Origin of the sequence: Corynebacterium massiliense DSM 45435 (assembly GCF_028609805.1) — a bacterium.
Lineage (GTDB): Bacteria > Actinomycetota > Actinomycetes > Mycobacteriales > Mycobacteriaceae > Corynebacterium > Corynebacterium massiliense.
Map to the genome: position 1 here is coordinate 19,984 of NZ_CP063189.1, position 23,820 is coordinate 43,803.

A 23,820-nucleotide genomic window follows, 5' to 3' on the forward strand; every position below is an offset into this window, starting at 1 on the left:
GCGACACCACACCACGCCGCGCATAGCACATCACGGCTGCCACACCGAGGATTTCCCGTCGGGGGCTAGATATATGCTTCCGGAGCATATACTTTCCGGAAACCTACAGGTCAATCCGTGAAAATCCGCGATTCCGGACACACTTTTTGACCCTTAACCCAGATTGCACGCGTGGGGATTGAGGGTGTGAATCCCACTGTCGTGGGTTTGATGAGGTAGTCGATGTTGCGGAAGCTTTGGCATCGGCGTGCGTTGTGCTCCGTACGTTGTTTCAAAAACGGGTTTCATCAAACGGAACAAAACCTGGGACACTTCATATCCCACCCCAGGCCTAATGACTTGGGTGCAGCGGCAACGCTCATCCGATTTAGGCAGAGTCGTTGCAGGATCCAGTGGGTCACCTGGTCCGTGGTCTTTGAATTGTCGGGCGCGCAGGCAAGGCCAGCACGGAAGATCTTCTGCAAGCAACGCTTGTTGGTGCACCGGTAGCGTGGAAGGCGCACATGAAGTTGTTGGGTGGCCGACGATGGGCAGATCGACCAGGCTGCGGATGACGTGGTCGCGGAATACTCCAGGCTGCCCGCAGGTAGGGCATTCATTGATCGGCTCGACGGGTTCGGCTTCAATAACAGTGACGTCACCGTTTTCTGTGGCACCGGTGATAGTAGTTCCTAGTTTTGCGGTGCGGCAGATGGTATCGACGATGACATTTCCGTTAGGCTGCACAGTAGGTCCTTAGTTTTGTACGGATGGATTAGATACCTTTTTCCTACAAAGCCAAGGACCCCAATATCTTGTGCCACGCCCGAACCCCCGGCGAACTAATCAATGCACTCTAAAACCGGAAGAGCCCTTTTAGTACTACTGGTGGATTTCGGTTTTGGTGGGGATTAACGCCGCCGGCTTCGGTTTTTCCGTTGAGGAGGTCGTTGACTACTTCCCGATGGTGAAATGGGTCGATGGTGAGGTAGAGAGGAACCAGTCACCTGGAAGAGATCGATCCAGTCGTTGGTGTGCAATCTGGGAGGTAGGGTCGCGGGGTCGATTCCTCGCGAGCGCAACCATGATTGTGTTTCTGAACGTGATGAAAACAACCCTGCCCTTCGGAGAATTTCCCCTATCCCGCGTCCCCGGGCAGTGAAAACGGTGTGCACCATCGCCTGAAAGGCTTTGCGCTGCTCTATCGGAATCTTCGGGTCACCCACCCGGCGGATCACTAAGATCCCCCCGTCAACGTTTGGCTGTGGCCGGAAAGCAGACCTTGGTACCCGAGAACCCAGGTGAAATGTGAACCATGGGGACCACTGAGCCGTCATCATCGTGCTTGCGCCTACCCCGGCCCGGCGGCGAGCGACTTCCCACTGCATGAGGAGTACAGCGTCAGTCCATGCTGGCGCATGCAGCAACTTTCGAAGAATGGCAGTGGTGAGGTGAAAGGGAATGTTTCCCACAATGACGCAGGGAGTGGCGGGTAACCGGAAGTTAAGGAAATCATCATGGACCACTTCGACCGCCGCCGAGGAGGTTTCTTGTGTGATTTTGGCAGCTAGTTTTGCGTCCACTTCAACTGCCGTTATCGCCCTCCCCAAGTGGGCCATCGGGTGAGTGAGGGCACCGCTTCCTGGTCCGATCTCAATGATGGGGCCGGAGGTTTGTTTCACAAGGTCGATGATGGAGTTGATGATCTTGTGGTTGGTGAGAAAATTTTGGCCATGCTCGTGACGGCCGTGTCCGTATGCAGACATCAGGTGTGCTCCTTGGATTTGAAAGGGAGCCGGGCATGACAAATAGCCGCCCGGCTAAAGGACCGGAGCGGTTTTTAACCTACGGGGTAGGAAACCGCCTTAGCGGTTGGTGCGCAACCGCAAGAAAGCGGTACCTGAAATCAACATGGGTCTAATTATATCCATTTAAAGGGTTAAGGGTCAAAATGTGTGTCTGGCTCGGCGTGTCGCGGGGGTTAGATTTGGCCTTTTTGAATGCCGATTGAGTGGGTGTAGTCGGTGTCGATAGCGTTGTCGTAGAGGGCTGGGCGTCCTGTTTCGTGGTCGGCTTGGTTCTCGGTTTGGGTCAGGGTGGATACTTTGGCGAGTTGGCCCTGGCCCCAGTCGGACTGCCTGGCGATTCGTACTGGATCGTCAGGCAGTTCCGTTTTTAAGTAGAGCCACCAATCCAGCATGCGGCGTTGTCGTTCGCCTGATCTGCCGCGGTGGGTTCTGGCGAGCAGTTTGAGCTGGGCGTTGATGCCGCCTTCTAAGCTGTTGGTGGTGGATTTGATCCGCTCGGGCGCAAGGACTCCTGCTGGCGGGTTGAGGTAGACAAACAGCATCTCGGACCGCCAAAGATGGTTGAGGCTGTTGTAGGCCTTGCGCACGTTGTGGTGGGTCCACACGCGGGTCCATGCACCTGTTTTGGGGTCTTTGATCATGGTTTTCTCGTTCATCCATTCCCGGTAGATCGTTGAAAACTCGTGCAGTTGCACACCCCACGCGGCGGCTTCATCCAGTGTGGTGATCCGGGTCAGTTTCAGCGCAAGTCGGTAGATGGTGCGCCCGGCATCGGTGCGTGGGTTGGTGGTGGTGTAGCGGCGGACCACGCGTTGGGCGTGGACGAGGCAGCGTTGAATTTTCGTAGTCGGCCAGCACTTTTTGATTGCGCTGTATGCGCCTTGGCCGCCGTCGATGACGGCGATGAGTGGGGCTTCGATGCGTTCAAGCAGCAGTTGGTAGTCGCGGGTGGTTTCGTGTTTGCACCAGTGCCAGGCGATCACGTGGTCGATGGTCGCCGCGACGATCAGGCAGCCACCGGCGGTGTAGGTGCCATCGAGAAATACCTGGTCGTAGATCCGCTTGTGGTGGCCGGCGGTGGGGTCAGGCACATCAACGAGCCAGCACCACTTGAAGCGCCGCTTCATGGTGGCGCGGCTAACACCGTTTCGTTTGGCTAGGTCGTCGAGTGATATTGCGGTGGTGCAATGCTCGATGAACTGGGTGAACACTGCCGCGTTGGTGATGTCGTTTCGACGTTTGACGCTGGAGGCGCCGCATTGTTTGCAGCGCCATCTGGTGGTGCCTTTGCTGGTGGTGCCGTTGCGTTTCATTTCACCGCCGCAGTGGCAGCGTGGTTGGTTCTTCGACATTGCGACACCACACCACGCCGCGCATAGCACATCACGGCTGCCACACCGAGGATTTCCCGTCGGGGGCTAGATATATGCTTCCGGAGCATATACTTTCCGGAAACCTACAGGTCAATCCGTGAAAATCCGCGATTCCGGACACACTTTTTGACCCTTAACCCCGGAGCGGCGCGTCGGTGGTCATCGGCGATGTGGCGGAGCAGGCCGAAAAAGTGGTCGAGGAGATTACCGCGGCCGGCGGCAAGGCCATCTTCGTCAAGACCGACGTGTCCAACCCGGACGACGCGCAGGCGCTGGTTCAGGCGGCCATCGATAAGTTCGGCGGCCTCGACATCGCGTTCAACAACGCCGGCGTTCTCCCGCCGACTGCACCGCTTCTGGAGCAGACACGGGAGACCTGGAACAAGGTCATGGCCGTCGATGTCACCGGCCTCATCTCGGACCCGGACATGAGCTCGTACGTCACGGCGAAGCACGCGGTCATCGGCCTGACTAGGGCCGCCGCTTTCGACTACGCCAAGTCTGGGGTGCGCGTCAACGTCGTCGACGGCTCACTAGGCGCCGATGGCATCGCTAAGCCACTGCTCCGCGTAGTCGTAGCCCCGCTGGCCGTTGATCTGGAACTGCCCAGTGTACGGCCAGTCCCAATACGAGCGGTGTTTTACGTCGAAGGTGGCCACCATGCGGGCGGTCCACGCAGCTTCCTGCATGGCTGCGGAAGCAGAGTCCCCGGCGAAATGGCCCTGGATCGCGTCGACGGCCCCAGTTATCTCGGGCCCCACGGCTGCGAGAGCGTCAGCGTCAGTTGCGGAGAAGGAAACCGGCAGGTCGCCGTTTCGCAACTGCCTTACTTTGAGGCCAGTCCCCGCGTTGGGGACATCCTTTTCAATCCGTGCGGCGTAGTCCGCGACGGAGTGAGCCACGGAATGTATCGGCGCCGAACACGCTAGGTCGTCGGCATGGCACAGGGACAGCACTTTCCCTTCGAGCCCCGTGAAAGGGCGTTCGCGCTGCCCGGTCAAGCCGACTCGGCCGGGAAGGACGGGAGTGCCCCCGCCGTTGACGATTTCACCGTTGGCGGCGGTGACCTCCGGGGCGTTCGACTCCGGCGTTAGCGAGCGTCCCGGGTCGGCGAACAGGACGACCCCTACGACGTCGCTGGCACTTACCCCGGCGAGATCGCCTGCCGCAATGTCAGCTGCGACATCGCCCATGATGTGCGCGCCCTGGGAGTAGCCGATGAGGGCAAATCGGGTGCCCGGACAGTGCGCAGCGGTGGTTTCGATGTCGCGGAGCGCGTCGCGCATGCCCGCAGCGTGGGACTCACCGTACGTGGCGTCTTCGGAACCGCTGATGGTCTTGGCGGTGAAGGGGTTAAACCGGCCGAGGGTGGACGGGTAGCGCACGTTATAGACGGAGACCGTCTCCGAGCCGTATTCGTTTTGTAGATCCAGCGCAATGGAAGAACCGTCATGGAACAGCTTGGGCTGCGCGCTGGGGTGCCACGAGTGGGACTCGTCGGTGCCCGCCGCCTCAACCACGTGAATGGGCGTGCATTCAAGGGGTGTGCCGTGGGCACTCGCAGGGACGAGGCACGTCATCGCTATTACAGCGCCGACCAGGGAAGTTAGGATGCGGCCAGCCGGCACACAGGTTTTGTTCACAACGAGTATTGTGACCCGTCCCCCTTCCCACGGCAAGCTGGAGGACATGTCAATTATCGCAGACACAATTCGAGACCTGCTGTCCCAGCGCGACCCAGACAAGACCATCTGCCCCTCCGAAGTTGCGCGGGCCCTGCGTGACGATGACTGGCGCGACCTCATGGACCCCGTCCGCGCCGAAGCCGCCGCGCTTGCCGATGTCGGCGTCATCGACATCACCCAAAAAGGCGAGGCCGTGGACCCGCATAACTACGCTGGGCCGATTCGTCTGCGCCGCGGGCCGAAGTGGGATGGGTGACTCGTTTGTCACCAGCGTTGGAAGTACCAATTTCAGTACAGTGAGTGGGGACACTTTATAAACGCAATCGATGACAGTCACGGAAGGATAGCCCGGGATGAGCGTTTCTCGCGTTTACATGGATCCCTTTACCGGTAACGAGTACGAGGTAGACGTGCCGGAGACGGCGAACTACATCGTGGTGAAAAAGCGCGGCAAGGAGAAGGTCGACGGCGAGCTCGTTGGCTACTACGACACGCATGAGGAAGCCCGTGAGACCGTTTACCGCACCATGACGGAAGAGTTCCGCACCGCCGTGGATTACGAGCCCATCTTTGTCACCCACGCCAACCTGCGCGTGAAGCTTCCGAAGCGCCGCTAAGCTATCGCGTTTTGGGTATTCCGGACTGGAGGCGTAAGGTTTTACTCGCCTTCAGGGGGCATTAGCTCAGTTGGTAGAGCGTCGCGTTCGCAATGCGAAGGTCAGGGGTTCGATTCCCCTATGCTCCACAATTGTCCTGTGTCGCGTCATAGTTGACAAAACTGTCGCGACATCGTTGACAGATGGGCGTCCGCCGAGTTTTTGTTCTCGGTGGGCGCCTTTTGTTTTCTGGGGGTTAGTTGAGTGGGGGTTCGCCGTGTTTCCAGATTGGGGCTTGGTAGTTGCGGCTGGTGTCGATGTAGTGCTCGGTGATGATGGCGCCGGTGTCTTTGAGTGATGTGGTGATGTGGCGGTCTTTGATGATCATCAGGACGTGGTGGCCGGTGTATTTTCGGCCCATTCCTAGGTGGTAAAGCCTGCCTGCGTAGCGGATGGTGCAGCGGCCGGCTTTGTCGACTTTGTCGTTGCGTGTACGCCATTCGTCGGTGGGGTTGTCGTCGGGGCTGGCTTTCGTGGATGCGTTGTAGACCTCGTATGGGGTGCGTCTGCCGAGGGCTCGGTGTGGGCGGTTGGTGTTGTAGTAGGCGGCGAATCGGTCGAGTTGTTGTTGTAGTTCGTCGATGGTGTTGACGGTGGGTTGGCGCGATAGCCACCGTTTGAGTGTTTGGTGGAATCGTTCGATTTTTCCTTGGGTTTGTGGGTGTCCTGGCCTGCCGTTTTTCTGTTGGATCCGGTGGTTGCGGATGAGTTTTTCGAAGGCGTTACGGCCGCCTTTTGCCCCGGCGTTGCGGGCGGTAAACACCAGCCCGTTGTCGGTGAGGGTGGATTGTGGTGGGCCGAAGTCGCTGATGAGGTGTGATAGTTCGTCGGCGACGGCAGGCCCAGAAAAGGACCGGCTGGCTGTAATGGACAGCAGCAGTCGGGAGTGGTCGTCGATGAAGTCGAGGATTTCGACGCGTCTTCCGCCGGTGAGATATGCGTGTGTGATGTCTGCTTGCCAGCATTCATTGGGGCGGGATGCTTCGAAGCGGATAAATGAGGTTCTCGGCCGCTTTTTTGGTTCTGGCTGCACGAGGCCGTGGTCGCGGAGGATGCGCACGATCGTCGAGGTAGATGGGGCATACATACCTTGTTGTTCCAGGTGGAACTGGATGGTTTCTGCCCCGGAATCCAGCCCGGAGTGGTCGAGTTGTTTGCGCATGTTGATGATGGTTTTCTTGAGCTTTTTGGATACTGCGCGTGGGTTGGAGTGCGGTGCTTTCGACTTCGGCTTTACCGCTTGTGGGCCGCCAGTGTCGTAGCGGCGGAGTAAGGCGTAGACCCACTGGCGGGACACGTTGAAACGCGTAGCGACTCGGGCGACTGGTTGGTGTTGCTCGCGGACAGCTTTGATGGAGGGTGTCAGGAAGTTTGTGTGTGAGGCTCTGATCTAGAAGGAGTTTCACCGATAATGACTACGGTGTCACCGAAGAAAAACCATGACCCGGCAAAGGTCAATGAGATCAGCGAGAAGCTGATGGAAAATCCTGAGCTCGCCAGCTTGATCAGCGAGCTGTCGGCTTCCGCTGATGATGCAAGCGAGCTGGTCAAAGGCCTGCTACAGGCATCAATCAACGCTGGTCTGCAGGCGGAGATGGATGCGCATTTGGGCTATAGCCATTCTGACCGCAAGACCAAAGCCCAAGTCGAATCCGCACAGGGCAACAATCACCGCAATGGGTCGTACACCAAGACCGTCAATTCTGGCTACGGCGCGGTGGAAGTGACCGTGCCCAGGGACCGTGCCGGCACCTTTACTCCCCGGATGGTGCCCAAGGGCGCACGCCGACTCACAGAACTCGACGACATGATCGTCTCGCTATACGCCGGCGGGATGACAGTGCGCGATATCCAGCATCACCTCGCGACCACGCTCGGGGTGGATATGAGCCCGGATACGATCAGCACCATTACCGATGCGGTGTTAGACGAGGTCATGATCTGGCAAAACCGCCAGCTCGACGAGTTCTACCCGGTGATCTTCCTCGACGCGCTACGCGTGAAAATCCGTGACGGCCACCGCGTGGTCAACAAGTCCTGCTATATGGCGGTTGGCGTCGACATGGACGGCATCAAGCACATCCTGGGATTGTGGATCGCTGAAAATGAAGGTGCCGCATTCTGGGCATCGGTCTGCGCGGATCTGGCCAACCGCGGTGTCCAGGACGTGTTCATTGTCTGCTGCGACGGGCTCAAAGGCCTGCCGGAAGCCGTGGAAGCCACCTGGCCGAATTCCATGGTGCAGACCTGTATCGTGCACCTGATTCGGGCTGCGAACCGGTGGGTGTCCTACCAAGACCGCAAAGGGGTCTCCCGGGCGCTGCGTGAGGTCTACACGGCCGCAAACGAGGACACCGCCCGTGCCGCCTTGGATGCGTTCGAAGCCAGTGAACTGGGCCGGAAATACCCGCAATCGGTCAAAGTCTGGCGCGACGCTTGGGAGCGGTTCGTGCCGTTTCTACAGTTCCCGCCGGCGGCACGCCGGGTGCTCTACACCACCAATTCGATCGAGTCGCTGAATGCTGAACTGCGTAAAGCTACCCGTAACCGCGGCCAGTTCCCGAACGATACCGCGGCGTTGAAAACGCTGTGGCTGATGATCTGCAACATCGAAGACAAGCGCGCCGCCCAGCGAGCCAAGAAAGCGAAGCGCGATATCGAATGCAACGGCTATATTGAAGGAGCGAAAGCCACCGGGTGGAAACAAGCCATCAACCAACTAGCCGTGGCTTACCCCGACCGATTCGCGGACTACTTGTAAACCAAACCCCCGCACACAAAGAATCGGACACTCTCCTTTGATGATCGCGAGATTGCGGTTCGGACTATTCATGCTGTCAACGATGACGCGACACACCTGTCAACTGTCATCGTGTCTTCGCCCCGGCTGGGGATGTAAAGGATGTCCCGACACACCTGTCAACTGTCAGTGACGTTTCCCCAGAACAGATTTGTAAACTATGTCATGACTTCAGACACCCTATGCTCCACAAAATTCCTTATAAGCCCCGAAACCCCAGCGTTCCGGGGCTTTTCGTCTACCCGATCTGCGCTTTCGTGCTGCAGTCGATTTTCGCGTACGGGCGGCCTTGTTGTCGATGTTGGTGAGTGCGTCACACACATAGCCGGCGACAACAGCGCGTTTACGGACCCGTAACCCGGGGTTTAGGTGAGGCGTCTACAGTCAACCGCCGCACGTCAAGCCTAAAAGGAGCTCGTTTTCGCCATGTCTGTCTTCTCCCGCCGCGCTGCCGTCGCCGCGCCGCTCGCCCTCGTCACCTCCGCCATGTGGGTCCCGCTCGCCGGGGCCGCGGATGCCTTCGACCCGAACACCACTGCCCAGGCTGACTCCCCGGTGGTGATCAACGAGGTGGAGTCCAACGGCGATCCGGTAGAGGACTGGGTCGAGCTGGCCAACACCGATGAAAACAACGCGGTGGATATCTCCGGCTGGCGCATCTTGGACGCTGATGACGACCACGATCCCATCGTCATCCCGGACGGCACCGAGATTGAATCGGGCGGCTACGCGGCCTTCTACACCACGGGAAAGCAGCGCCCGAAGGGCCCGTCTAAGGGCTTTGGTCTGGGCGGCAACGACTCGGTGCGGGTCTACGACAAGGACGGCGCGCGCGTGGACGAGACCACCTGGGAAGGCCACGCGGAGACCACCTGGGGCCGCGTGCCGGATATGACCGGGGACTTCGCCGTTACCGGTGAGCCGACCCGTGGCGCGCGCAACGTGGAAGCGGGGGAGAAGGAACCCGTGGCCGACGAGGCGTGGCCCTTCGACCCGCAAGACATCCACGACATCACGGTGGGCAACGATGCGGCGGGCGCTTTCCAAGGCGAGGACATGTCGGGCGTGGATTTCGACGCCCACGGCACCGCCTGGGTGGTCAACAACGACCGCGGCCAGCTGTACGCACTGACCCGCGACGGCGCGGACTGGTCTATCGCGGGCGCCTGGCAGCTGCGCTACGCGGACGGGACCGGCCAGCCCGACGCAGAGGGCGTGACCGTCGGCCCGGACGGTGACATCTACGTGGCCACCGAGCGCAACAACGAGGACAAAAACACCTCGCACCCGGCGGTGCTGCGCTTTGCCGCCCCGGAGCTTAGCGATAAGGGCGAGGACCTGGCCGCCGACGGTGAGTGGAACTTCGGCGACGTCGTGGGCGATATCGGGGCGAACGCCGGGTTGGAGGCGATCTCCTACGTGGGCGACGGCACCTTCGCGGTCGGCGTGGAGGCGAGCGGGGAGGTCATCATCGCCAAGCTTGGCGATGCCGGGAACATCGACGTCCGCCAGCGCTACGACTCCCCGTTCGACGGCGTGATGGCGCTGGACTACCGCGCCGAAGACGGCCAGCTACGCGTTCTGTGCGATGAGGCGTGCGAGGGTGCGTCCATCGTGCTGGCGGAAAAGGGCGGTCAGTTTGAGCCGGTCAGCGACGTGCAGGCGCGCCCGCAGAACATGGGTAACTTTGCCAACGAGGGCTACGCCAGCTTCACCGAGGCGGGCGGGACCACCTACTTCCTCTGGGCCGACGACGGCGTGAGCGACGGGGTGTCCCTGCGCGGGGCTACCTCAGAAAAGGGCTCGGATTCCGCCGCGGGTGCGGGCGGACCGGCAAGCTCCCACCTCTCGTCGAATCTGAGCTCCGCTTTGTTCTAACGCTGGTCGGTGACCCCGAACCAGTGGTAGGCCTTCTTCCGGTTTTCTTCCGTCAGCTTGGAGTAGGGGACCGGCTCGCGGCCGTTGTTGCGCACGGCCGTCTCCAGCTTGTCGCGCAGAAGCCACACCGTGACTGGGTCGGTGCCCGGCTCGATAGATAGGGCCGCGCGGGTGTCTGATTCGGTGAGGCCGGCGGCATCGGCAAGCGCGGCGACGCTTAAGCCCGACAGCCGGAAGTTTTCCTGCAGCTCGTTGATGGTGTCGTTATGTTCGCGGTCGTTAAGGGACATTAGTTTTCCTTCCTTGGGGGCCGGCCGCGGCGGGCGGAGACGGTCTTGTCGCCCGGGATCCAGAAACGCAGCTCGGCCGCGGTGTTTTTGGAAATACCCACGCGGGGTCCGCGGACCCATTCCGGCTCTGTCTCGCGCGGGGTGAGGGCGACCGGGGTGTGGTTGTCCTCCAGCTCGAAGCCCATGGCCTTGCCAAAGTTGCCGGGCCCGCGGGCGAGGTTGTGGAAGTCCTGGGTGCCGCGGCGTTGGAAGGCCGTGTCGACGCCGTCGACGACCTCCCCGCCGCGTAAGAGGCAGCCCTGGCCGGTGCCTTCGGGGGCGCAGACGATGTTGCCGTTGTGGTGGATGCCGTAGGACAGGTACACGTACAGGCGCCCCGGCGGGCCGAACATCGTGGCGTTGCGCGCGGTCTTGCCGCGGTAGGTGTGGGCGGCGGGATCCTCCTCGCCCAGGTAGGCCTCGACTTCGGTGATGCGGATGGAGACACCGCGGTGGGTGAGCACGCAGCCGAGTAGCTGCGGGGCGACGATGTCGGCGGGGGCGGAAAAGTCGATCACGGCGCGCACTACTTCTGGGTGTAGGTGACCCCCGGCTGCGGGTTGGGGATCATCTCGTCCAGGCTGGCCGCCCGCAGGCCCTTGTCCGCGAGGCCGTCCAAGATGCAGTTGGCGGCGTCCACGGAGGAGGCGTGGATGTCATGCATGAGCACGATGGAGCCTGCCTGCGCTTCATCCACGGCGGTCCGGCAGGTCGCCTGCGTGTCGCGCGTGGCCCAGTCGCGGGTATCCACGTCCCACAGGGCGACGGCCATGCCGCGGTCGCCGGCGGCGCGGTTGACGGCATCGTTAGTCGCGCCGTACGGCGGGCGGAGCCACTTCGGGCGTTGGCCCGTGGCGTGTTCCACCGTGCTGCTGGTTTGATCCAGCTCGCGGCCGAGCGCGGCGCCGTCGAGGTTCGGCAGCTGTGGGTGCGTGGTGGTGTGGTTGCCCACCGTGTGGCCCTCGGCGCGCATCCGCTTGAGGGTGCCCTCGTCCTTGCCGGCGTTGCCGCCGACCACCATGAAGCTGGCGTGGGCGTGGCGCGCGCGGAGCGTGTCCAGGAGGCGGTTGGTGTCCGCGCCGGGGCCGTCATCGTAAGTCAGCGCGACGCAGTTAGAGCAGTCCGCGGGGGCGGGGGTGGCCTGCTTCTTGTCCGGCTGCGTACCGCGGGGCGCGGGGATAGATCCCTTGACCTCCGGGGGCAGCTGGTCATAGGCGTGGGCGACGGAATCGTCGATCTGGCCGCGCACGTCACTGGCGATGTCCGCGCTGGTGTCGGCCGCCGCATTCAGCGGGGCGGGGAGGGGCGGGGTCTTTCCAGCGAACGCGTTGGGCGTAGCTGAGGCGTTGGGGGCGGTGACGGCCACCCCGACGACGGCCGCGGCCGCCGCGAAAACCGTGGTGAGCTTGCGGGCCATGAAACTTCCTCTAAGCCAGTTCAGACGTCAGTGCGTAGCTGAGTATGGCTCACAAAGCGCGCGAAACGGCCCGCGACACGTGAAAGTTGTTAACTAATGTGACTAGTGGGACTTATGCCAGGTGGTAGTTGGCGATGTCGTAGCCGTGGAATTCGCGCTCGACGCCGGACTGATCGACGGAGCGGAAGTCCGTGCCGTTTTCAATGGCGTAGCGGAGCATGTCGATGCGGTTGAGGGGTTCACCTACCACTGAGCCAGCGTCGAAGTAGTAGGTCTGACCGTCCTTGAGCTTGACGGTGAGCTTTCCTGATCCCATCGTGCGCATCTCCTTTTCGCCCGCTGTGAGTAAGGGCAGTCACGGTTAGGTAACAGGTACTAATAACAACCGAGTGCTCACAGGAGATGCAAAAAAATGAGATCTAGACAACGAAGCGGCCACCCCCAAATGTGAGTAACAGGGAGGTGGCCGCTGGTAAGCGCGAGGCTAGGCGCGCTTAGCGCTCGACGTCGCCGTCGGTCTCGTCGGTGTTGAGGCGGTGCTTCGCCTCGCTGTCTTCCTCGATGAGGCGGTGCTTGGCCTCATCGTTGTTGGTCTCGGTCACGCGCGGCTTCTCGTTGCGCAGGCGGGCCAGCTGCTCGTCGATGGAGCTGAGCAGTTCCTCGTCGCGCTCGGTGGCGCCGGCGCCGTCCTCCGCGAGCTCGCCGGCCGGGCGGGAGACCTTGGACGCGTTGCCGGACTCGGACTTCTTGGACTCCGGGCGGGAGACCTTGGAGGCGTTCACGGACGCCTTCTCCGGCTCGCGCTCCGGCTGCGGCTCGGTGTCCTTCTTCTCCTCGGCTGCGTCGTTGTCCTCGTCGTCCTTGCCCAGCTCCGGGTCGCGGGTGGTCTCGTCCTCGGAGGAGGAGGTGTAGACGAGGGTGGAGCCCTGGGTCTTGTCGTTGCCGGACTCTTCCTCCACGCGCGGCGGCTTCTCGGACGGGGTGTCCTTCTGGGAGCGGAAGAAGTAGTAGACGGCGCCCGCAGCGGCAGCCAGCAGAGCGATGATGGAGGCGGTGGTCCAGAAGCCGCGGCCGGACTTGTTGCGCTTGAGCTTCTTGTTGGCCTTCTTCCGGGCCTTCTTGCGCGCTTCCTGTGCCTTCTTCTCGGCCTTCTTGCTCAGGCCCTTGGCCTTCTTCTTCGCCTTCTTGCCCTTCTTGGACGCCTTGTTCTTGGCGTCATCGGCGGCGTCCTCGGCGTCGCCGAAGAAGCTGCTCAGCTTGCTGGAGGCCTTATCGGTGGCGTCCGCGGCGTCGTCCTGGAGATCCTTGCGGCGGTCGTCCAGCTCGGAGAGGGCCTTTTCCAGGCGGGAGTGCGCGGCGCGGGTGACGGCGCCGGCCTTCTTGCGGGCCTCCGGGAACTGGTCTGCGGCACTGTCGTCGACCTTGTTAACGGCGTTTTCGAGGGTGTCGTAGGCCTTGCGTGCCTGTTCGTCGCGGTAGTCGCTGAACTTGGACCACGCGGTGTTGGCCGCCTTGAGGGCGGGAGCCAGTGCCGAGGGGTTCATCGTTAAATCTCCTTTTGTTCCAGACGTCTGAATAACTGCGGGCAGCTGTCTGGTGACCACAGTAGTGACGCATGCGGGGCGCGACAATGAATTTTCCCGATTCACCAGCCGGAGCAAACTAGACAGCTTGGTACGCATCGACGGGTTATTTATTCACCGTGAAAACGGCAAACGCGGCTGGCCACGACTTTTTAAAGGTATGACCATTGCGCGGGACGTGGTGCAAAGTGAACAGCTTGGTACGTTTTTCCTCAACGAAATGATTCCTACCAGCAACAACCCGCAAGGAGGCCGCCAAGATGGCACCGCGCATGTCCGCATCGGCGCCGCTCGATGAGCTGGAACGCCCCCGCGCCGCTGGGGCCGCCCGCCCCGGGAGCGATCGCGAGAACCGGGAGACTGCCGGCACCCGCACCGCGCTGTCCTTCGAGGTCATCCCGCCGCGCCACGGCCACGACAAGGACGCGGCGAAGATCGCGAACCTCCTGTCCACTCTGGAGGAGTACAACCCCGACTACATCGCCGTGACCAGCTCGCGGCGCTCCGGGTGGCTGCAGGGCACCGCGGACTTCATCGCCCGCATCGACCGCGAAACGCGCATGCGCCCGCTCGCGCACCTGGCGTGCACGGCCGGCACCCGCGCTGAACTCAGCGAGTGGATCAACACGCTGGTGGACGCCGGCGTGCGCGGCCTGCTTGCTCTGCGCGGCGATCTCGACCCCGGCACCACGCGCCTGCCCGAGGGCTACCTCCAGCACGCCGACGACTTGGTCCAGCTCGTCCGCGAGCTGGAGGCCGAGCAGGCGCCGCGGTTCGCCGCGGGCAACCTGGCGGTGGGCGTGGCCTGCTATCCCACGGGGCATGCGGAATCGGCCAACTTCGACGAGGACATCGACGTGCTGCTGGCCAAGCAGCGAGCGGGCGCGAACTTTGCCATCACCCAGCTTTTCTTCGACCCAGCCGATTACGTCAGCTTCATCGACCACGCCCGCCTCGCCGGGGTGAAGATCCCGCTCATCCCCGGGATCATGCCCATGACCAGCGTCCGCCGCGTTGAGCGCATGGCCCAGTTGTCGGGGACGGAGGCGCCGGCGGATGTCATCGCCACGCTCCAGCAGGCTGCCGAGATTTCCCCCGAGCGCGAGCACGAGGTGGGCATGCAGCTGACCGCGGAGCTCGCGCGGGTGGTGCTCGCCGCCGGCGCCGGGTGCTTGCACATCTACACCCACAACAACGCGGCGGTCACCCGGGATCTGCTCGCGCGCATCGGCATCCGGCCACGCGCCAGCGCCGCCTGAGGCGGCCGACCCAACCCACACACATCAACAAAGAACTACAGGAGACATCCACAGATGACCGAACACACCACCTTCCCCCAGGCGACCATCGAGGGCTACCCGCGCGTGGGCCCGCAGCGTGAGCTGAAGAAGGCGCTGGAATCCTACTGGGCCGGGCGCATCGACGCGCAGACCTTCGAGTCCGCGGCACACTCGCTGCGCGTGGACACCTACGCGCGCCTAAAAGAGCTCGGCCTGGGCGCGGACTACGCCATCCCGGCGGACGTGGCCTACTACGACCAGGTGCTGGAAACGGCGCTGACCGTCGGTGCGCTGGGCGGTGACGCCGCGGAGGTCTCCCTCGACGAGGAGTTCGCGCTCGCCCGCGGCAACGCCGACCGCGCCCCGCTGGAGATGACCAAGTGGTTCGACACGAACTACCACTACATCGTCCCGGAGATCGCCGATGGGCAGTCGTTTACGGCGCGGCCGGGGCGCATCGTCAAGCTGGTGGAGGAAGCCCAGGAAGCCGGCCACACGGTGCGGCCGTACCTGGTGGGGCCGGTGACGCTGCTGGCGCTGTCCAAGCCGGCGGAGGGGGCGAACCGCCAGCCGCTGGAGCGCCTCCCCGAGGTCACCGCCGCCTACGTCGAGGTCCTTGCCGCGCTTGCCGATGCCGGAGTGGACTGGATCCAGCTCGCCGAACCGGCCCTCGTCGCGGACCTTACGGTGGCAAGCGACGCCGAACTGGCCGAGCACGCGCAGCGCGCCTACTCGGAGATTCTCGGCGCGGAGAACCGCCCGCAGGTCTACCTCACCACCCCGTACGGCTCCCTGCAGAAGGGGCTAGACACCCTGGCTGATCTCGCGCCGGAGGCCCTCCAGGTGGACCTTTCCACCCGCACCCAGAAGCACGATGCGGGTTACGTCGACCGCGTCGCCGCGGCGGTGGGGGAGAAGACGCAGCTGGTGGCCGGCCTTATCGATGGCCGCAACGTCTGGGCCGCCGACCTGCGTCGCCTGGCCGAGACGCTGGAGAAGCTGCCGGCCGGCACCGCGGTGTCCACGTCGGTGTCTTTGCAGCACGTGCCGCACACCGTCGAGGCGGAGAGCAAGCTACCGCACGACGTGGCCAACTGGTTCTCGTTCGCGGACGAGAAGATCCGCGAGGTCGTCGCCCTGACCGTGGGGCCGGACAAGGCGGAGGACGTCTTCGGCCGCGCTGACCGCGCGGTGCGCACCCGCGGCGCCTCCGAGCGCACCCATAACCAGCAGGTGCAGGACCGCGTCGCCGCACTGCCGGATGGCCAGGTCAAGCGTGAGCCGGCCTTCGCCGAGCGCCACCGCGCGCAGGAGGCGCTGGGGCTGCCGCAGCTGCCCACCACGACCATCGGTTCCTTCCCGCAGACCACGGAGATCCGCACCGCCCGCGCGAAGCATCGCAAGGGCCAGCTTGACGATGCCGCCTACACCGACGCGCTGAAGAAGGAGATCGCGGACGTCATCGGGCTGCAGGAGCGGTTGGGCCTGGATGTTTTGGTCCACGGTGAGGCGGAGCGCAACGACATGGTGCAGTACTTCGCGGAGCTCCTCGAGGGCTTTGTCACCACCGAAAACGGCTGGGTTCAGTCCTACGGTTCGCGCTGCACCCGCCCGCCGATCGTGGTCGGTGACGTCTCCCGCCCGGCGGCGATGACCACCGAGTGGTCGACGTATGCGCAGTCGCTGTCGGACAAGTACGTCAAGGGCATGCTCACCGGCCCGGTGACCATCCTGGCGTGGTCCTTCCCGCGTGACGATGTCTCCCGGTCCGTTTCTGCCGATCAGATCGCGCTGGCGCTTGCCGATGAAGTCCGCGACCTCGAAGAGGCCGGCATCAAGATCATCCAGATCGACGAGCCGGCCCTGCGCGAGTTGCTCCCGCTGCGCGAGGCCGAGCGCGCGTCCTACCTCGACTGGGCGATCCGCGCCTTCCGCCTCGTCGCGCTGAAGGCCCAGCCGGAGACGCAGATCCACACGCACCTGTGCTACTCCGAGTTCGGCCAGGTCATCGATGCCGTTGCCGCGCTGGATGCGGACGTTACCTCGATTGAGGCCGCCCGCTCCCGCATGGAGCTGCTCGTCGACTTGGACGACTCGTTCACCTCGGACATCGGCCCGGGCGTGTACGACATCCACTCGCCGCGCGTGCCGGGCGTCGAGGAGGTCGCCGACCTCATCCGCGCCGCGCTCCAGCACGTGCCCGCCGAGCGCCTGTGGGTCAACCCCGACTGCGGTCTCAAGACCCGCGGTTACAAGGAGGTCGAGCCCGCCCTGCGCAACCTCGTCCAGGCCCGCGACGAAGTGGTGGGGGAGTTGTAACGACAGTTAACAGCGGCCATCACAGGCGGGTAGGGCTGCGCGGATAGCTGCGCACGCCCCCGGGGCAAGCACCACGACGCGGTGCTTGCCCTCTTTTTCGCGGATGACCAAGCCGGATTCCTCCAAGATCCGCATGTGACGCGACAAGACGGATGGGGAGACCGCGAACCGGGAAATAATCTCTCTATAGGACGTGCGGCCGGGTTGATTGTGCAGTAAGACGAGGATGTTCCACCGCACCGGATCTGCTACCGTGGCCAGAATCCGAAATTGCCGTGGCGGCACGAAATAGCAGTCCATGGGTGTGTTCGAGGTTTCAGGGTTGTCCTGGTGTGAGCGGTGAAATATTGGGTGGTTCCCACCACCCTAAAACACAGGATCCGGGAGGCGGCCTCAATTAAAGACATCTCTAACTGAGACGTCGGCCATAACCGCGGGCAAAGTTCCACTTCTACATTTTCGATTGACCGAAAATCTTGGTCACTTCTGACCCTTAGGAGTGGAGATGATACTTCGAAGAAAGACGGTGAACCTGGTATTGGCCGTCCTAATGATTCTTATGGTGGCGCCAGTACACCAGACGGCGTACGCGGAGGAGACCCCTCAATGTCCCGCGTGGAAGACGCAGTACGAGCAGCTTATTGATGCAGGAAATAGCGACAAGGTGCTCACCGCTCGGCATCGCGGGTACTTCGACGAGCTACTGCCCGAAAACAGTCTAGGCGCGTTCGCTAAGGCCTTTTCCTCCTGCATGCATGCGGTAGAAACCGACGTGCGTATGACCAGTGATGGTCAGCTTGTGCTCTTCCACGACACCAGTACAGGCAAGATGTTGGAACCTGACTACGACCCAGAGACCAATACCGGTCCAAACCCTAAGCTCAACACGCTGTCTTTTGCGCAGCTGCGAAAGAAGTACCTGTTGCGCCCGGATCGCACGACTACCCATTACACGGTGCCAACTGTGAGTGAGTTGCTTGATTTGGTGGTCGAGCAGAACGCAGGATCGCTTGTCCACTTGGAGATCAAAGAACCCGCTGCAATTGTCCCGACCGCTCGGTTGCTGCACGACTTCAACGAGGATAACCCGTCGGCTCACATATTTAACCGAGTCGTATTGAAGTTCGGCATGAACGATTACCCTACGCCCCAGGCGTGGCAGGAAATGCTCACGCGAGAGGGGATTGAGGGGCGTTATCTGGTGATGCCGAAGATTAACTCCGGCATAGCCAAAGCGATCGATGCAGGACCGGCGATTCCCGATGTTGAAGAGCTAAGCCTCCCTGCAAATTCGTCGCGGGCTGTCGCTCACTGGGCTCAGGCCCCGGATACGCTTGCGCCCATTGTCGAGGTCAATCTCAAGGACTCTTCGGAGTTCAAAGGCATTGTAGAGCAGACAGGCAGCCCGTTCGGGAATTTTGTGAAACCGACCTCACTTGCGTTGGACAATGCCCAGCCGACAACGATGGCGCAGTTCAGTGCGATCGTTACACACTTTCACAAGAAGCTAGGCGCTTTCGTTCCTGTACCTGACTACATCCTCTTCAGCAAGGGGCCGCGGGCTGGATATACGGTTCCGAACACGTGGAAGGACAAGGTGCCGATCGCAGTCACGGACGCGTTCTTTAACAACAACTCGACGTGCTGCTATCAGCTATCCGATCGCCTCACCGCCACTTCTTACGCTGCCGAGCAGCACGATTGGCGTGACAATCTAGATTGGCTTCGCTCTGTGGGCGCCAATTTCATAACCGCAGACGACACGGATTCAGTAGAGCTTTATGCCCAAACCCGCGGGTATCTCAACGCCATTGCCCGCCCGCACCCTACTGCGCCGCCGAAGAACATGAACTCGTCTCTATACACGCGCATGCAGGGGTTTGCTGTACCGGATTCCGATATGGTCCGAATCCGTGGTTGGAATGGGGGAGCTTCCTCCGCGTGGGGTGGCCAGGTCTGTTTGTGGACCGACCCGGGCTTTTATCTGTGGACGGTGGCGTGTCATTACGAGAATCCCGCGTACAACAATGACCTAGAGATCACTACCGTGGGCAATGGCTACATGACGATCCGGGATCCTTACAGCGGGCAATGCGTATACTCGCCTCCCGAGACGGATCAGTTAAGACTACGGCTCGGACAAGTACGTGCATGCCGCGATCGAGGGGCTGGAAGATGCCGGCAATTTCGTTCTGCGAACCCCCAACACTTCCACCATCCGCCAAAACGACCCGGTGAATCTTCGTTTCGACATTAACCGCCTGCACATCTTCGATGGCGAGACGCAAGAAAGGGTCAACTAGTGACACACCAGATCGTGGCCCCGTCCGTTGATGAAACACCTAGTAAGCGGACCCGCCGGCGCCCAGCGGAACCGTGGGCGTGGTTGTTTCTCGCGCCGGCGATCATTCTCTTCCTTCTATTTGATTTCTTCCCGTTCTTCCGGGCTATCTTCCTGTCGTTTTCTAATGTCGACCTGTTCGGCCGCCCAGCAGGGTTCGCAGGGTTCGCCAACTACGCGAACATGTTCACGGACCCGGGCTTTATCGGGACGGTCATCCGCACCCTCATCTTCACGATCGCTTCGGTGGTGCTGAAGCTCGGAATCGGTCTCGCTATCGCGGTTCCGCTCTCCTTCCGGCTGCGCGGCACTGTGTGGATGCGCTCTGTTGTCCTCATCCCGATGGCTGTTTCTACTGCAGTGGGCACCTTGGTGTTTAAGCAGATGTTCGCTCCCACAATCGGCTTCTTCGATCAGGTAGCGATGTCATTCGGGCTGGGAGAAGTTGGGTGGCTCACCTCTCCGCGCGTGGCAATGATTTCGGCCCTGATTACCGAAACATGGATCGGTATCTCGTTTGTCACCTTGCTGATGATGGTGGCTATTGATGGCATATCACCAGAGGTCGTTGAGGCTGCCAATCTTGATGGGTGCACTGGCTGGCGGTATATCCGCCACATCGTTTTACCCAGTATTTCCAACATGTTGTTGGTGCTCTCGGTTACCCAGGCAATGCAGGCGATGAAGGAATTTACTGTTTTTCAGGTCCTTACCGCCGGCGGGCCGGGTACCTCGACGAGGACGTTGGTTCTGGACATCTATCAGAATGCTTTCGGCGGGGGAACGGCGGATTTCGCAGCCGCGTCCGCACGAGGAATGGTCCTGTTCATCATGATCCTTCTCCTCACGCTCCTCCAGTTCTGGCTGAAGCGGAAGAGTTAAGGAGCACTCTCCATGAAAAACAATTTGCGATCACCGGGCGCTAATGCCCTGATGATTCTGTGGCTCGTCATCACCTGCATCGTGGTGGCATTCCCAGTCATTTACGCAATCGTCGGTTCATTCCGCACCTCGGGTGACATCAACGCAGGTGTGCAAAGTCTTTTCTTCGGCGACACGACGTCCGATAACTACCCAGCGGCGTGGGAACAGTCGTCGATCGGGAAGCAACTCATTAACTCCTTCATCGTGACCATCTGCCAGACGCTCGGCCAGTTCATCACGAGTGTCTTGGCAGCATATGCACTCGTGTTTGGGCGCATCCCGAAAGCACAGAAGGTGCTCGTCTTTTTCCTCTTGCCGATGATGATCCCCAGCGAGGTCGCGGTCATCGGTAACTACCTAACGGTTCGGGAAATGGGCCTTTACGACTCGGTTATCGGTGTCTTCATTCCGTACCTGACCTCAAGCTTCACCATTTTCCTCTTCTACCAGGCCTTTAAGGACTTCCCCAAGGAACCGCGCGAGGCAGCACGTCTCGAGGGCGTGGGCACCTTCCAGTTCCTCCGCGAGTTCCTTCTCCCGCTCAATCGCCCGGTTATCATGACGGCACTGGTTACCAGTGCTATCGCGGCGTGGAACGGCTACATGTGGCCGTTGCTTATTACTGAATCTGCCGATTCCCGCACTATCCAGCCGGGACTCAAGTCCCTAGCCGACGAGGCGGCTACCGATGTTGGTCTCGTCTTGGCGGGTCTTGTCATCGCGGTCATTCCGACCGTCCTACTCGTCGTATTCGGTCAGAAGTACCTGACCCGCGGTCTGACCGAAGGAGCTGTGAAGTAATGGTATTTTCCAAAGGTACCCGCGTAATTAGCATGATTACTGCAGCTACAATGGCCAGCTGCGCACTGACCGCCTGTGCGCCCAGCACCCCAGATGAGAAGACCAACGCCGATGGAGAGATCGTCGTTGACATGTGGCACTCGGCGTCCGGTGCTGCGAACCAGACACTCCAAGAGATTGTGTCTGACTTCAACGAGAGCCACGAAGGCGAGATCGAGATTAACGCCTCTTACCAAGGTGGCTACGGAGATAGCATCGCTAAGTTCATTTCATCCGTTCAGACGGGTGAGCTTCCTGCATTGATGCAGGCCAATGACGTGCAAACGGCGTGGCTCTACGACTCTAAGCTTTCGACACCCGCTGAGGACTTGGGCGACGGCTACGATTTCGGTGGGCTCGTCGACGCGGTCCAGAATTACTACACAATCGACGACAAGATTCAATCCATGCCGTTCATGGTTTCCCAGCCGGGCATGTACGTAAACGACGACGTCCTGGAGGACGCGGGCGTCGACCCCGATTCGCTGGATAGTATGGACGGTCTTCTCGATGCCGCGGAAAAAATTCACGACCGCACGGGAATGGCGGGGCTGACTTTCCACAACACTGGATGGTGGGTGGAGGAGTTCCAGGCAGCAGCGGGCGAGTTCATGTGCTCGCCCGAAAACGGCACTGGGGCGAATCGACCGAAGGAATTCAACCTAGATTCGCAGACCACCATTGACCTGTGGTCTCGGATCGGAGAGCTGTACAAATCGGGTGCTATCCACAACCCCGGTTCCGGCGGTGATGCCTCCAATGGCGCGTTTATCGCGAAAAAGGCCGGAATCATGATCAATTCCTCCGGTAACTACGGCAACGTCATTGACGGTAATCCCTCCTTCAACTGGTCGATTCACTCCCTTCCGTCCGGGACAAAGAACGGCGGCGCCGTGCCGGGCGGTAACTCCCTCTGGGCGATCAAGGAGGGACATTCCGAGCGGACGCAGGAAGCGGCGTGGGAGTTCATGAAGTACGTCGGTTCTGACGAAGTTCAACAAAAGATCTTCAACGAAACCGGGTACCTCCCGACCACCTCAAAGGCGGCCGAAGAGCTCAACGACCTCACTCCACAGCAACAGGGTTTGATCAACCAGCTGGAAGATACCCCGAGCAGTCAGATAACTGCGGGGTGTAAATCGGGTGCCCTCAACGATGCACGTACGTCCTACGAATCCGCCATGTCTGCCATCGCGAACGGGGCGGATGCTAAGGACGAAATGACGCGGGCTAAGAAGAAGGTCGACGCGTCTATCGAGAACTACAACCGACGCGCTGAGAATACGAAGGGGCTTTAATGTCTACTGACTACACTCCCATCAACAATCCGCGTACCTGGGAAAAGTTCGATGAACGTGGACGTGCGAAACTGCATCGCGGCTCGACCATCGTCTCTCGCCTCCGCCCAGGCTGCGAGGTCTTTCATCTGGGCCAGCGCATTCAAGACGACCTGGCACGCACGGAGCTCGCGGATCAGTTCGCGCTCACGCCACCGAATAGCTTCCACATGACGGTGTATGAAGGGTTGAAGAATCGCGCTTACATCGGGCAAGAGGAAATTTACCCGGGTTGGTTGGTCAGTAGCGATTTTCCCGACATTGTCCACGAGCTACGACAGCGTCTCGTCGAAGCGGACATCCCGCCGGCACCTGAATTGCGCATGCGCGTGGTTGGCGTTCGGCCCGTCGCGGAGGCACTGACTTTGGTAGTGGAGCCGCAGGATGAGCAAATGAGAGACGATCTCATTCAGTTCCGCGCTAACATCGCGGAAGTTTGGGGTCTACCCGTGCGTTCGTTGAACGAGTACTTCTTCCACATCACCCTCGGTTACCGTTTGAGCGATCCTCGCGACACACAGGAACTTAACGAAGAACTCACCGAGAAATACGCTTCGTGGGCGACGGGAGTTCCGGAGCTGGAGCGGCCAGCGCTCACGATCTTCGACGACATGCTTGCGTTCCCGCCGATTCACTACCTGTAGAAAGATCCCGCGGAGACGAAGGGACGAAGAGGGATTCGATACAATGACTGCCATGACTCAGAAGACAGCTACTGCGACTCTGCACACCAATCACGGTGACATCGTTGTCGATCTCTTCGGCAACCACGCGCCGGTGACTGTGGAGAACTTCATTGGTCTGGCTACCGGCGACAAGGACTACAGCACCCAGAACGCCCAGGGTGAGCAGTCCGGACCGTTCTACGATGGCTCCATCTTCCACCGCATCATCCCTGGCTTCATGATCCAGGGCGGCGACCCGACCGGCACCGGCCGTGGTGGCCCGGGTTACCAGTTCGATGACGAGTTCCACCCAGAGCTGCAGTTCGACCGCCCGTACCTGCTGGCAATGGCTAACGCGGGCCCGGGCACCAACGGCTCCCAGTTCTTCATCACTGTGGACCGCACCCCGCACCTCAACAACCACCACACCATTTTCGGTGAGGTGACCGACGAGAACTCCAAGAAGGTCGTCGAGGAAATCTCGCAGGTTGTCACCGACCGCATGGATCGTCCGCGCGAGGACGTCGTCATCGAGTCGGTCGAGATCTCCAACTAATTCATACCGGCCAGTGACACTGGCCGAACGAACCAGCCGGAACGGTTTGT

General features: G+C 61.1%; 24 protein-coding genes, 1 tRNA gene and 2 pseudogenes. 15 read left to right on the forward strand and 12 right to left on the reverse strand.

Annotated features, from left to right (window positions below):
* Window positions 1-308: 308 nt before the first annotated feature.
* From CMASS_RS00105 to CMASS_RS00115, 4 genes and pseudogenes are all read right to left on the reverse strand, one after another.
* Window positions 309-726 (reverse strand): annotated as a pseudogene (locus CMASS_RS00105) (transposase family protein); the annotation flags it as partial.
* A gap of 164 nt (window positions 727-890) precedes the next feature.
* Window positions 891-1,745: a 23S rRNA (adenine(2058)-N(6))-methyltransferase Erm(X) gene (locus tag CMASS_RS00110; RefSeq protein WP_011117480.1), complete on the reverse strand. Its 855-nt coding sequence runs from the start codon at window positions 1,743-1,745 to the stop codon at window positions 891-893.
* 99 nt (window positions 1,746-1,844) lie between these two features.
* Window positions 1,845-1,910, reverse strand: a complete 66-nt coding sequence (locus CMASS_RS10305) for an erythromycin resistance leader peptide (protein WP_071569110.1) — start codon at window positions 1,908-1,910, stop codon at window positions 1,845-1,847.
* A 50-nt stretch (window positions 1,911-1,960) separates the two neighbouring features.
* A complete protein-coding gene (locus CMASS_RS00115) occupies window positions 1,961-3,139 on the reverse strand; it encodes an IS256-like element IS1249 family transposase (RefSeq protein WP_005323424.1) in 1,179 nt (392 codons plus the stop codon).
* A gap of 212 nt (window positions 3,140-3,351) precedes the next feature.
* On the opposite strand from CMASS_RS00115, the gene CMASS_RS10310 reads away from it, so the two are divergent.
* The gene (locus tag CMASS_RS10310; RefSeq protein WP_420536144.1) at window positions 3,352-4,089 is read left to right on the forward strand and encodes an SDR family NAD(P)-dependent oxidoreductase; all 738 of its coding nucleotides are present in this window, start codon (window positions 3,352-3,354) and stop codon (window positions 4,087-4,089) included.
* Here CMASS_RS10310 and CMASS_RS00125 read toward each other — a convergent pair.
* Window positions 4,045-4,965: pseudogene (locus tag CMASS_RS00125) on the reverse strand (cutinase family protein); the annotation flags it as partial. The gene CMASS_RS10310 and the pseudogene CMASS_RS00125 sit on opposite strands and share 45 nt — an antisense overlap.
* Here CMASS_RS00125 and CMASS_RS00130 point away from each other — a divergent pair.
* The 3 genes from CMASS_RS00130 (at window position 4,850) to CMASS_RS00140 (ending at window position 5,590) form a co-directional block, all read left to right on the forward strand.
* Window positions 4,850-5,101 carry a DUF3253 domain-containing protein gene (locus tag CMASS_RS00130; protein WP_027018854.1) on the forward strand — a complete coding sequence of 84 codons (252 nt, stop codon included), beginning with the start codon at window positions 4,850-4,852 and terminating at the stop codon, window positions 5,099-5,101. The pseudogene CMASS_RS00125 and the gene CMASS_RS00130 sit on opposite strands and share 116 nt — an antisense overlap.
* Before the next feature lie 97 nt (window positions 5,102-5,198).
* Window positions 5,199-5,462: a hypothetical protein gene (locus CMASS_RS00135; protein WP_022863869.1), complete on the forward strand. Its 264-nt coding sequence runs from the start codon at window positions 5,199-5,201 to the stop codon at window positions 5,460-5,462.
* Between the two features lie 55 nt (window positions 5,463-5,517).
* Window positions 5,518-5,590 (forward strand) — tRNA-Ala (locus CMASS_RS00140).
* A 107-nt stretch (window positions 5,591-5,697) separates the two neighbouring features.
* Here the strand turns inward: CMASS_RS00140 and CMASS_RS00145 are convergent.
* Window positions 5,698-6,867, reverse strand: coding sequence for an IS481 family transposase (locus CMASS_RS00145; protein ID WP_273665921.1), 1,170 nt, complete (start codon window positions 6,865-6,867; stop codon window positions 5,698-5,700).
* Window positions 6,868-6,912: 45 nt separating this feature from the next.
* Here CMASS_RS00145 and CMASS_RS00150 point away from each other — a divergent pair, with 45 nt between their 5' ends.
* Together CMASS_RS00150 and CMASS_RS00155 are read left to right on the forward strand one after the other, a co-directional pair.
* The gene (locus CMASS_RS00150; RefSeq protein WP_273665896.1) at window positions 6,913-8,262 is read left to right on the forward strand and encodes an IS256 family transposase; all 1,350 of its coding nucleotides are present in this window, start codon (window positions 6,913-6,915) and stop codon (window positions 8,260-8,262) included.
* Window positions 8,263-8,727: 465 nt separating this feature from the next.
* The gene (locus CMASS_RS00155; protein WP_022863120.1) at window positions 8,728-10,179 is read left to right on the forward strand and encodes a lamin tail domain-containing protein; all 1,452 of its coding nucleotides are present in this window, start codon (window positions 8,728-8,730) and stop codon (window positions 10,177-10,179) included.
* Here CMASS_RS00155 and CMASS_RS00160 read toward each other — a convergent pair.
* The 5 genes from CMASS_RS00160 to CMASS_RS00180 all read right to left on the reverse strand — a co-directional run bounded on the left by CMASS_RS00160 (window position 10,176) and on the right by CMASS_RS00180 (window position 13,469).
* Window positions 10,176-10,469 (reverse strand): DUF2316 family protein, encoded by a 294-nt coding sequence (locus tag CMASS_RS00160; RefSeq protein ID WP_022863121.1) that lies wholly within the window; start codon window positions 10,467-10,469, stop codon window positions 10,176-10,178. The two genes, CMASS_RS00155 and CMASS_RS00160, sit on opposite strands and share 4 nt — an antisense overlap.
* The gene (locus tag CMASS_RS00165) at window positions 10,469-11,026 is read right to left on the reverse strand and encodes a DNA-3-methyladenine glycosylase (protein WP_027018686.1); all 558 of its coding nucleotides are present in this window, start codon (window positions 11,024-11,026) and stop codon (window positions 10,469-10,471) included. The genes CMASS_RS00160 and CMASS_RS00165 overlap by 1 nt, the downstream gene beginning before the upstream one ends.
* 8 nt (window positions 11,027-11,034) lie before the next feature.
* On the reverse strand, window positions 11,035-11,925 hold the full coding sequence (locus CMASS_RS00170; RefSeq protein ID WP_022863123.1) for a polysaccharide deacetylase family protein: 891 nt from the start codon (window positions 11,923-11,925) through the stop codon (window positions 11,035-11,037).
* A 112-nt stretch (window positions 11,926-12,037) separates the two neighbouring features.
* Entirely contained in the window at window positions 12,038-12,241 is a 204-nt protein-coding gene (locus CMASS_RS00175) for a hypothetical protein (protein WP_022863124.1), read from the reverse strand.
* Window positions 12,242-12,419: 178 nt separating this feature from the next.
* The gene (locus CMASS_RS00180) at window positions 12,420-13,469 is read right to left on the reverse strand and encodes a hypothetical protein (RefSeq protein ID WP_022863125.1); all 1,050 of its coding nucleotides are present in this window, start codon (window positions 13,467-13,469) and stop codon (window positions 12,420-12,422) included.
* A 127-nt stretch (window positions 13,470-13,596) separates the two neighbouring features.
* Between CMASS_RS00180 and CMASS_RS00185 the strand changes: the two genes are divergently transcribed.
* The 3 genes from CMASS_RS00185 to metE are packed head-to-tail and all read left to right on the forward strand — an operon-like array spanning window position 13,597 to window position 17,107.
* On the forward strand, window positions 13,597-13,806 hold the full coding sequence (locus CMASS_RS00185; protein WP_156831797.1) for a hypothetical protein: 210 nt from the start codon (window positions 13,597-13,599) through the stop codon (window positions 13,804-13,806).
* Window positions 13,769-14,767 (forward strand): methylenetetrahydrofolate reductase, encoded by a 999-nt coding sequence (locus CMASS_RS00190; protein ID WP_022863126.1) that lies wholly within the window; start codon window positions 13,769-13,771, stop codon window positions 14,765-14,767. Before CMASS_RS00185 ends, CMASS_RS00190 begins: the two co-directional genes overlap by 38 nt.
* A gap of 54 nt (window positions 14,768-14,821) precedes the next feature.
* Window positions 14,822-17,107, forward strand: coding sequence for a 5-methyltetrahydropteroyltriglutamate--homocysteine S-methyltransferase (gene metE / locus CMASS_RS00195; RefSeq protein WP_022863127.1), 2,286 nt, complete (start codon window positions 14,822-14,824; stop codon window positions 17,105-17,107).
* A gap of 6 nt (window positions 17,108-17,113) precedes the next feature.
* Here metE and CMASS_RS00200 read toward each other — a convergent pair whose 3' ends face one another.
* On the reverse strand, window positions 17,114-17,407 hold the full coding sequence (locus CMASS_RS00200) for an ArsR/SmtB family transcription factor (RefSeq protein ID WP_084684420.1): 294 nt from the start codon (window positions 17,405-17,407) through the stop codon (window positions 17,114-17,116).
* A 250-nt stretch (window positions 17,408-17,657) separates the two neighbouring features.
* Between CMASS_RS00200 and CMASS_RS00205 the strand changes: the two genes are divergently transcribed.
* Genes CMASS_RS00205 through CMASS_RS00230 form a run of 6 tightly spaced genes read left to right on the forward strand, consistent with a single transcriptional unit; the run spans window position 17,658 to window position 23,770 of the window.
* Window positions 17,658-19,364 (forward strand): glycerophosphodiester phosphodiesterase family protein, encoded by a 1,707-nt coding sequence (locus tag CMASS_RS00205; RefSeq protein ID WP_169460803.1) that lies wholly within the window; start codon window positions 17,658-17,660, stop codon window positions 19,362-19,364.
* 45 nt (window positions 19,365-19,409) lie between these two features.
* On the forward strand, window positions 19,410-20,330 hold the full coding sequence (locus CMASS_RS00210; RefSeq protein ID WP_022863129.1) for a carbohydrate ABC transporter permease: 921 nt from the start codon (window positions 19,410-19,412) through the stop codon (window positions 20,328-20,330).
* A gap of 12 nt (window positions 20,331-20,342) precedes the next feature.
* Window positions 20,343-21,173: a carbohydrate ABC transporter permease gene (locus CMASS_RS00215; protein ID WP_022863130.1), complete on the forward strand. Its 831-nt coding sequence runs from the start codon at window positions 20,343-20,345 to the stop codon at window positions 21,171-21,173.
* Window positions 21,174-21,205: 32 nt separating this feature from the next.
* Complete coding sequence (locus tag CMASS_RS00220) at window positions 21,206-22,510, forward strand: extracellular solute-binding protein (protein WP_169460804.1); 1,305 nt, start codon at window positions 21,206-21,208, stop codon at window positions 22,508-22,510.
* Window positions 22,510-23,193: a DUF1868 domain-containing protein gene (locus tag CMASS_RS00225; protein WP_022863132.1), complete on the forward strand. Its 684-nt coding sequence runs from the start codon at window positions 22,510-22,512 to the stop codon at window positions 23,191-23,193. Before CMASS_RS00220 ends, CMASS_RS00225 begins: the two co-directional genes overlap by 1 nt.
* A 43-nt stretch (window positions 23,194-23,236) precedes the next feature.
* Complete coding sequence (locus CMASS_RS00230) at window positions 23,237-23,770, forward strand: peptidylprolyl isomerase (RefSeq protein ID WP_022863133.1); 534 nt, start codon at window positions 23,237-23,239, stop codon at window positions 23,768-23,770.
* Window positions 23,771-23,820: the final 50 nt, after the last annotated feature.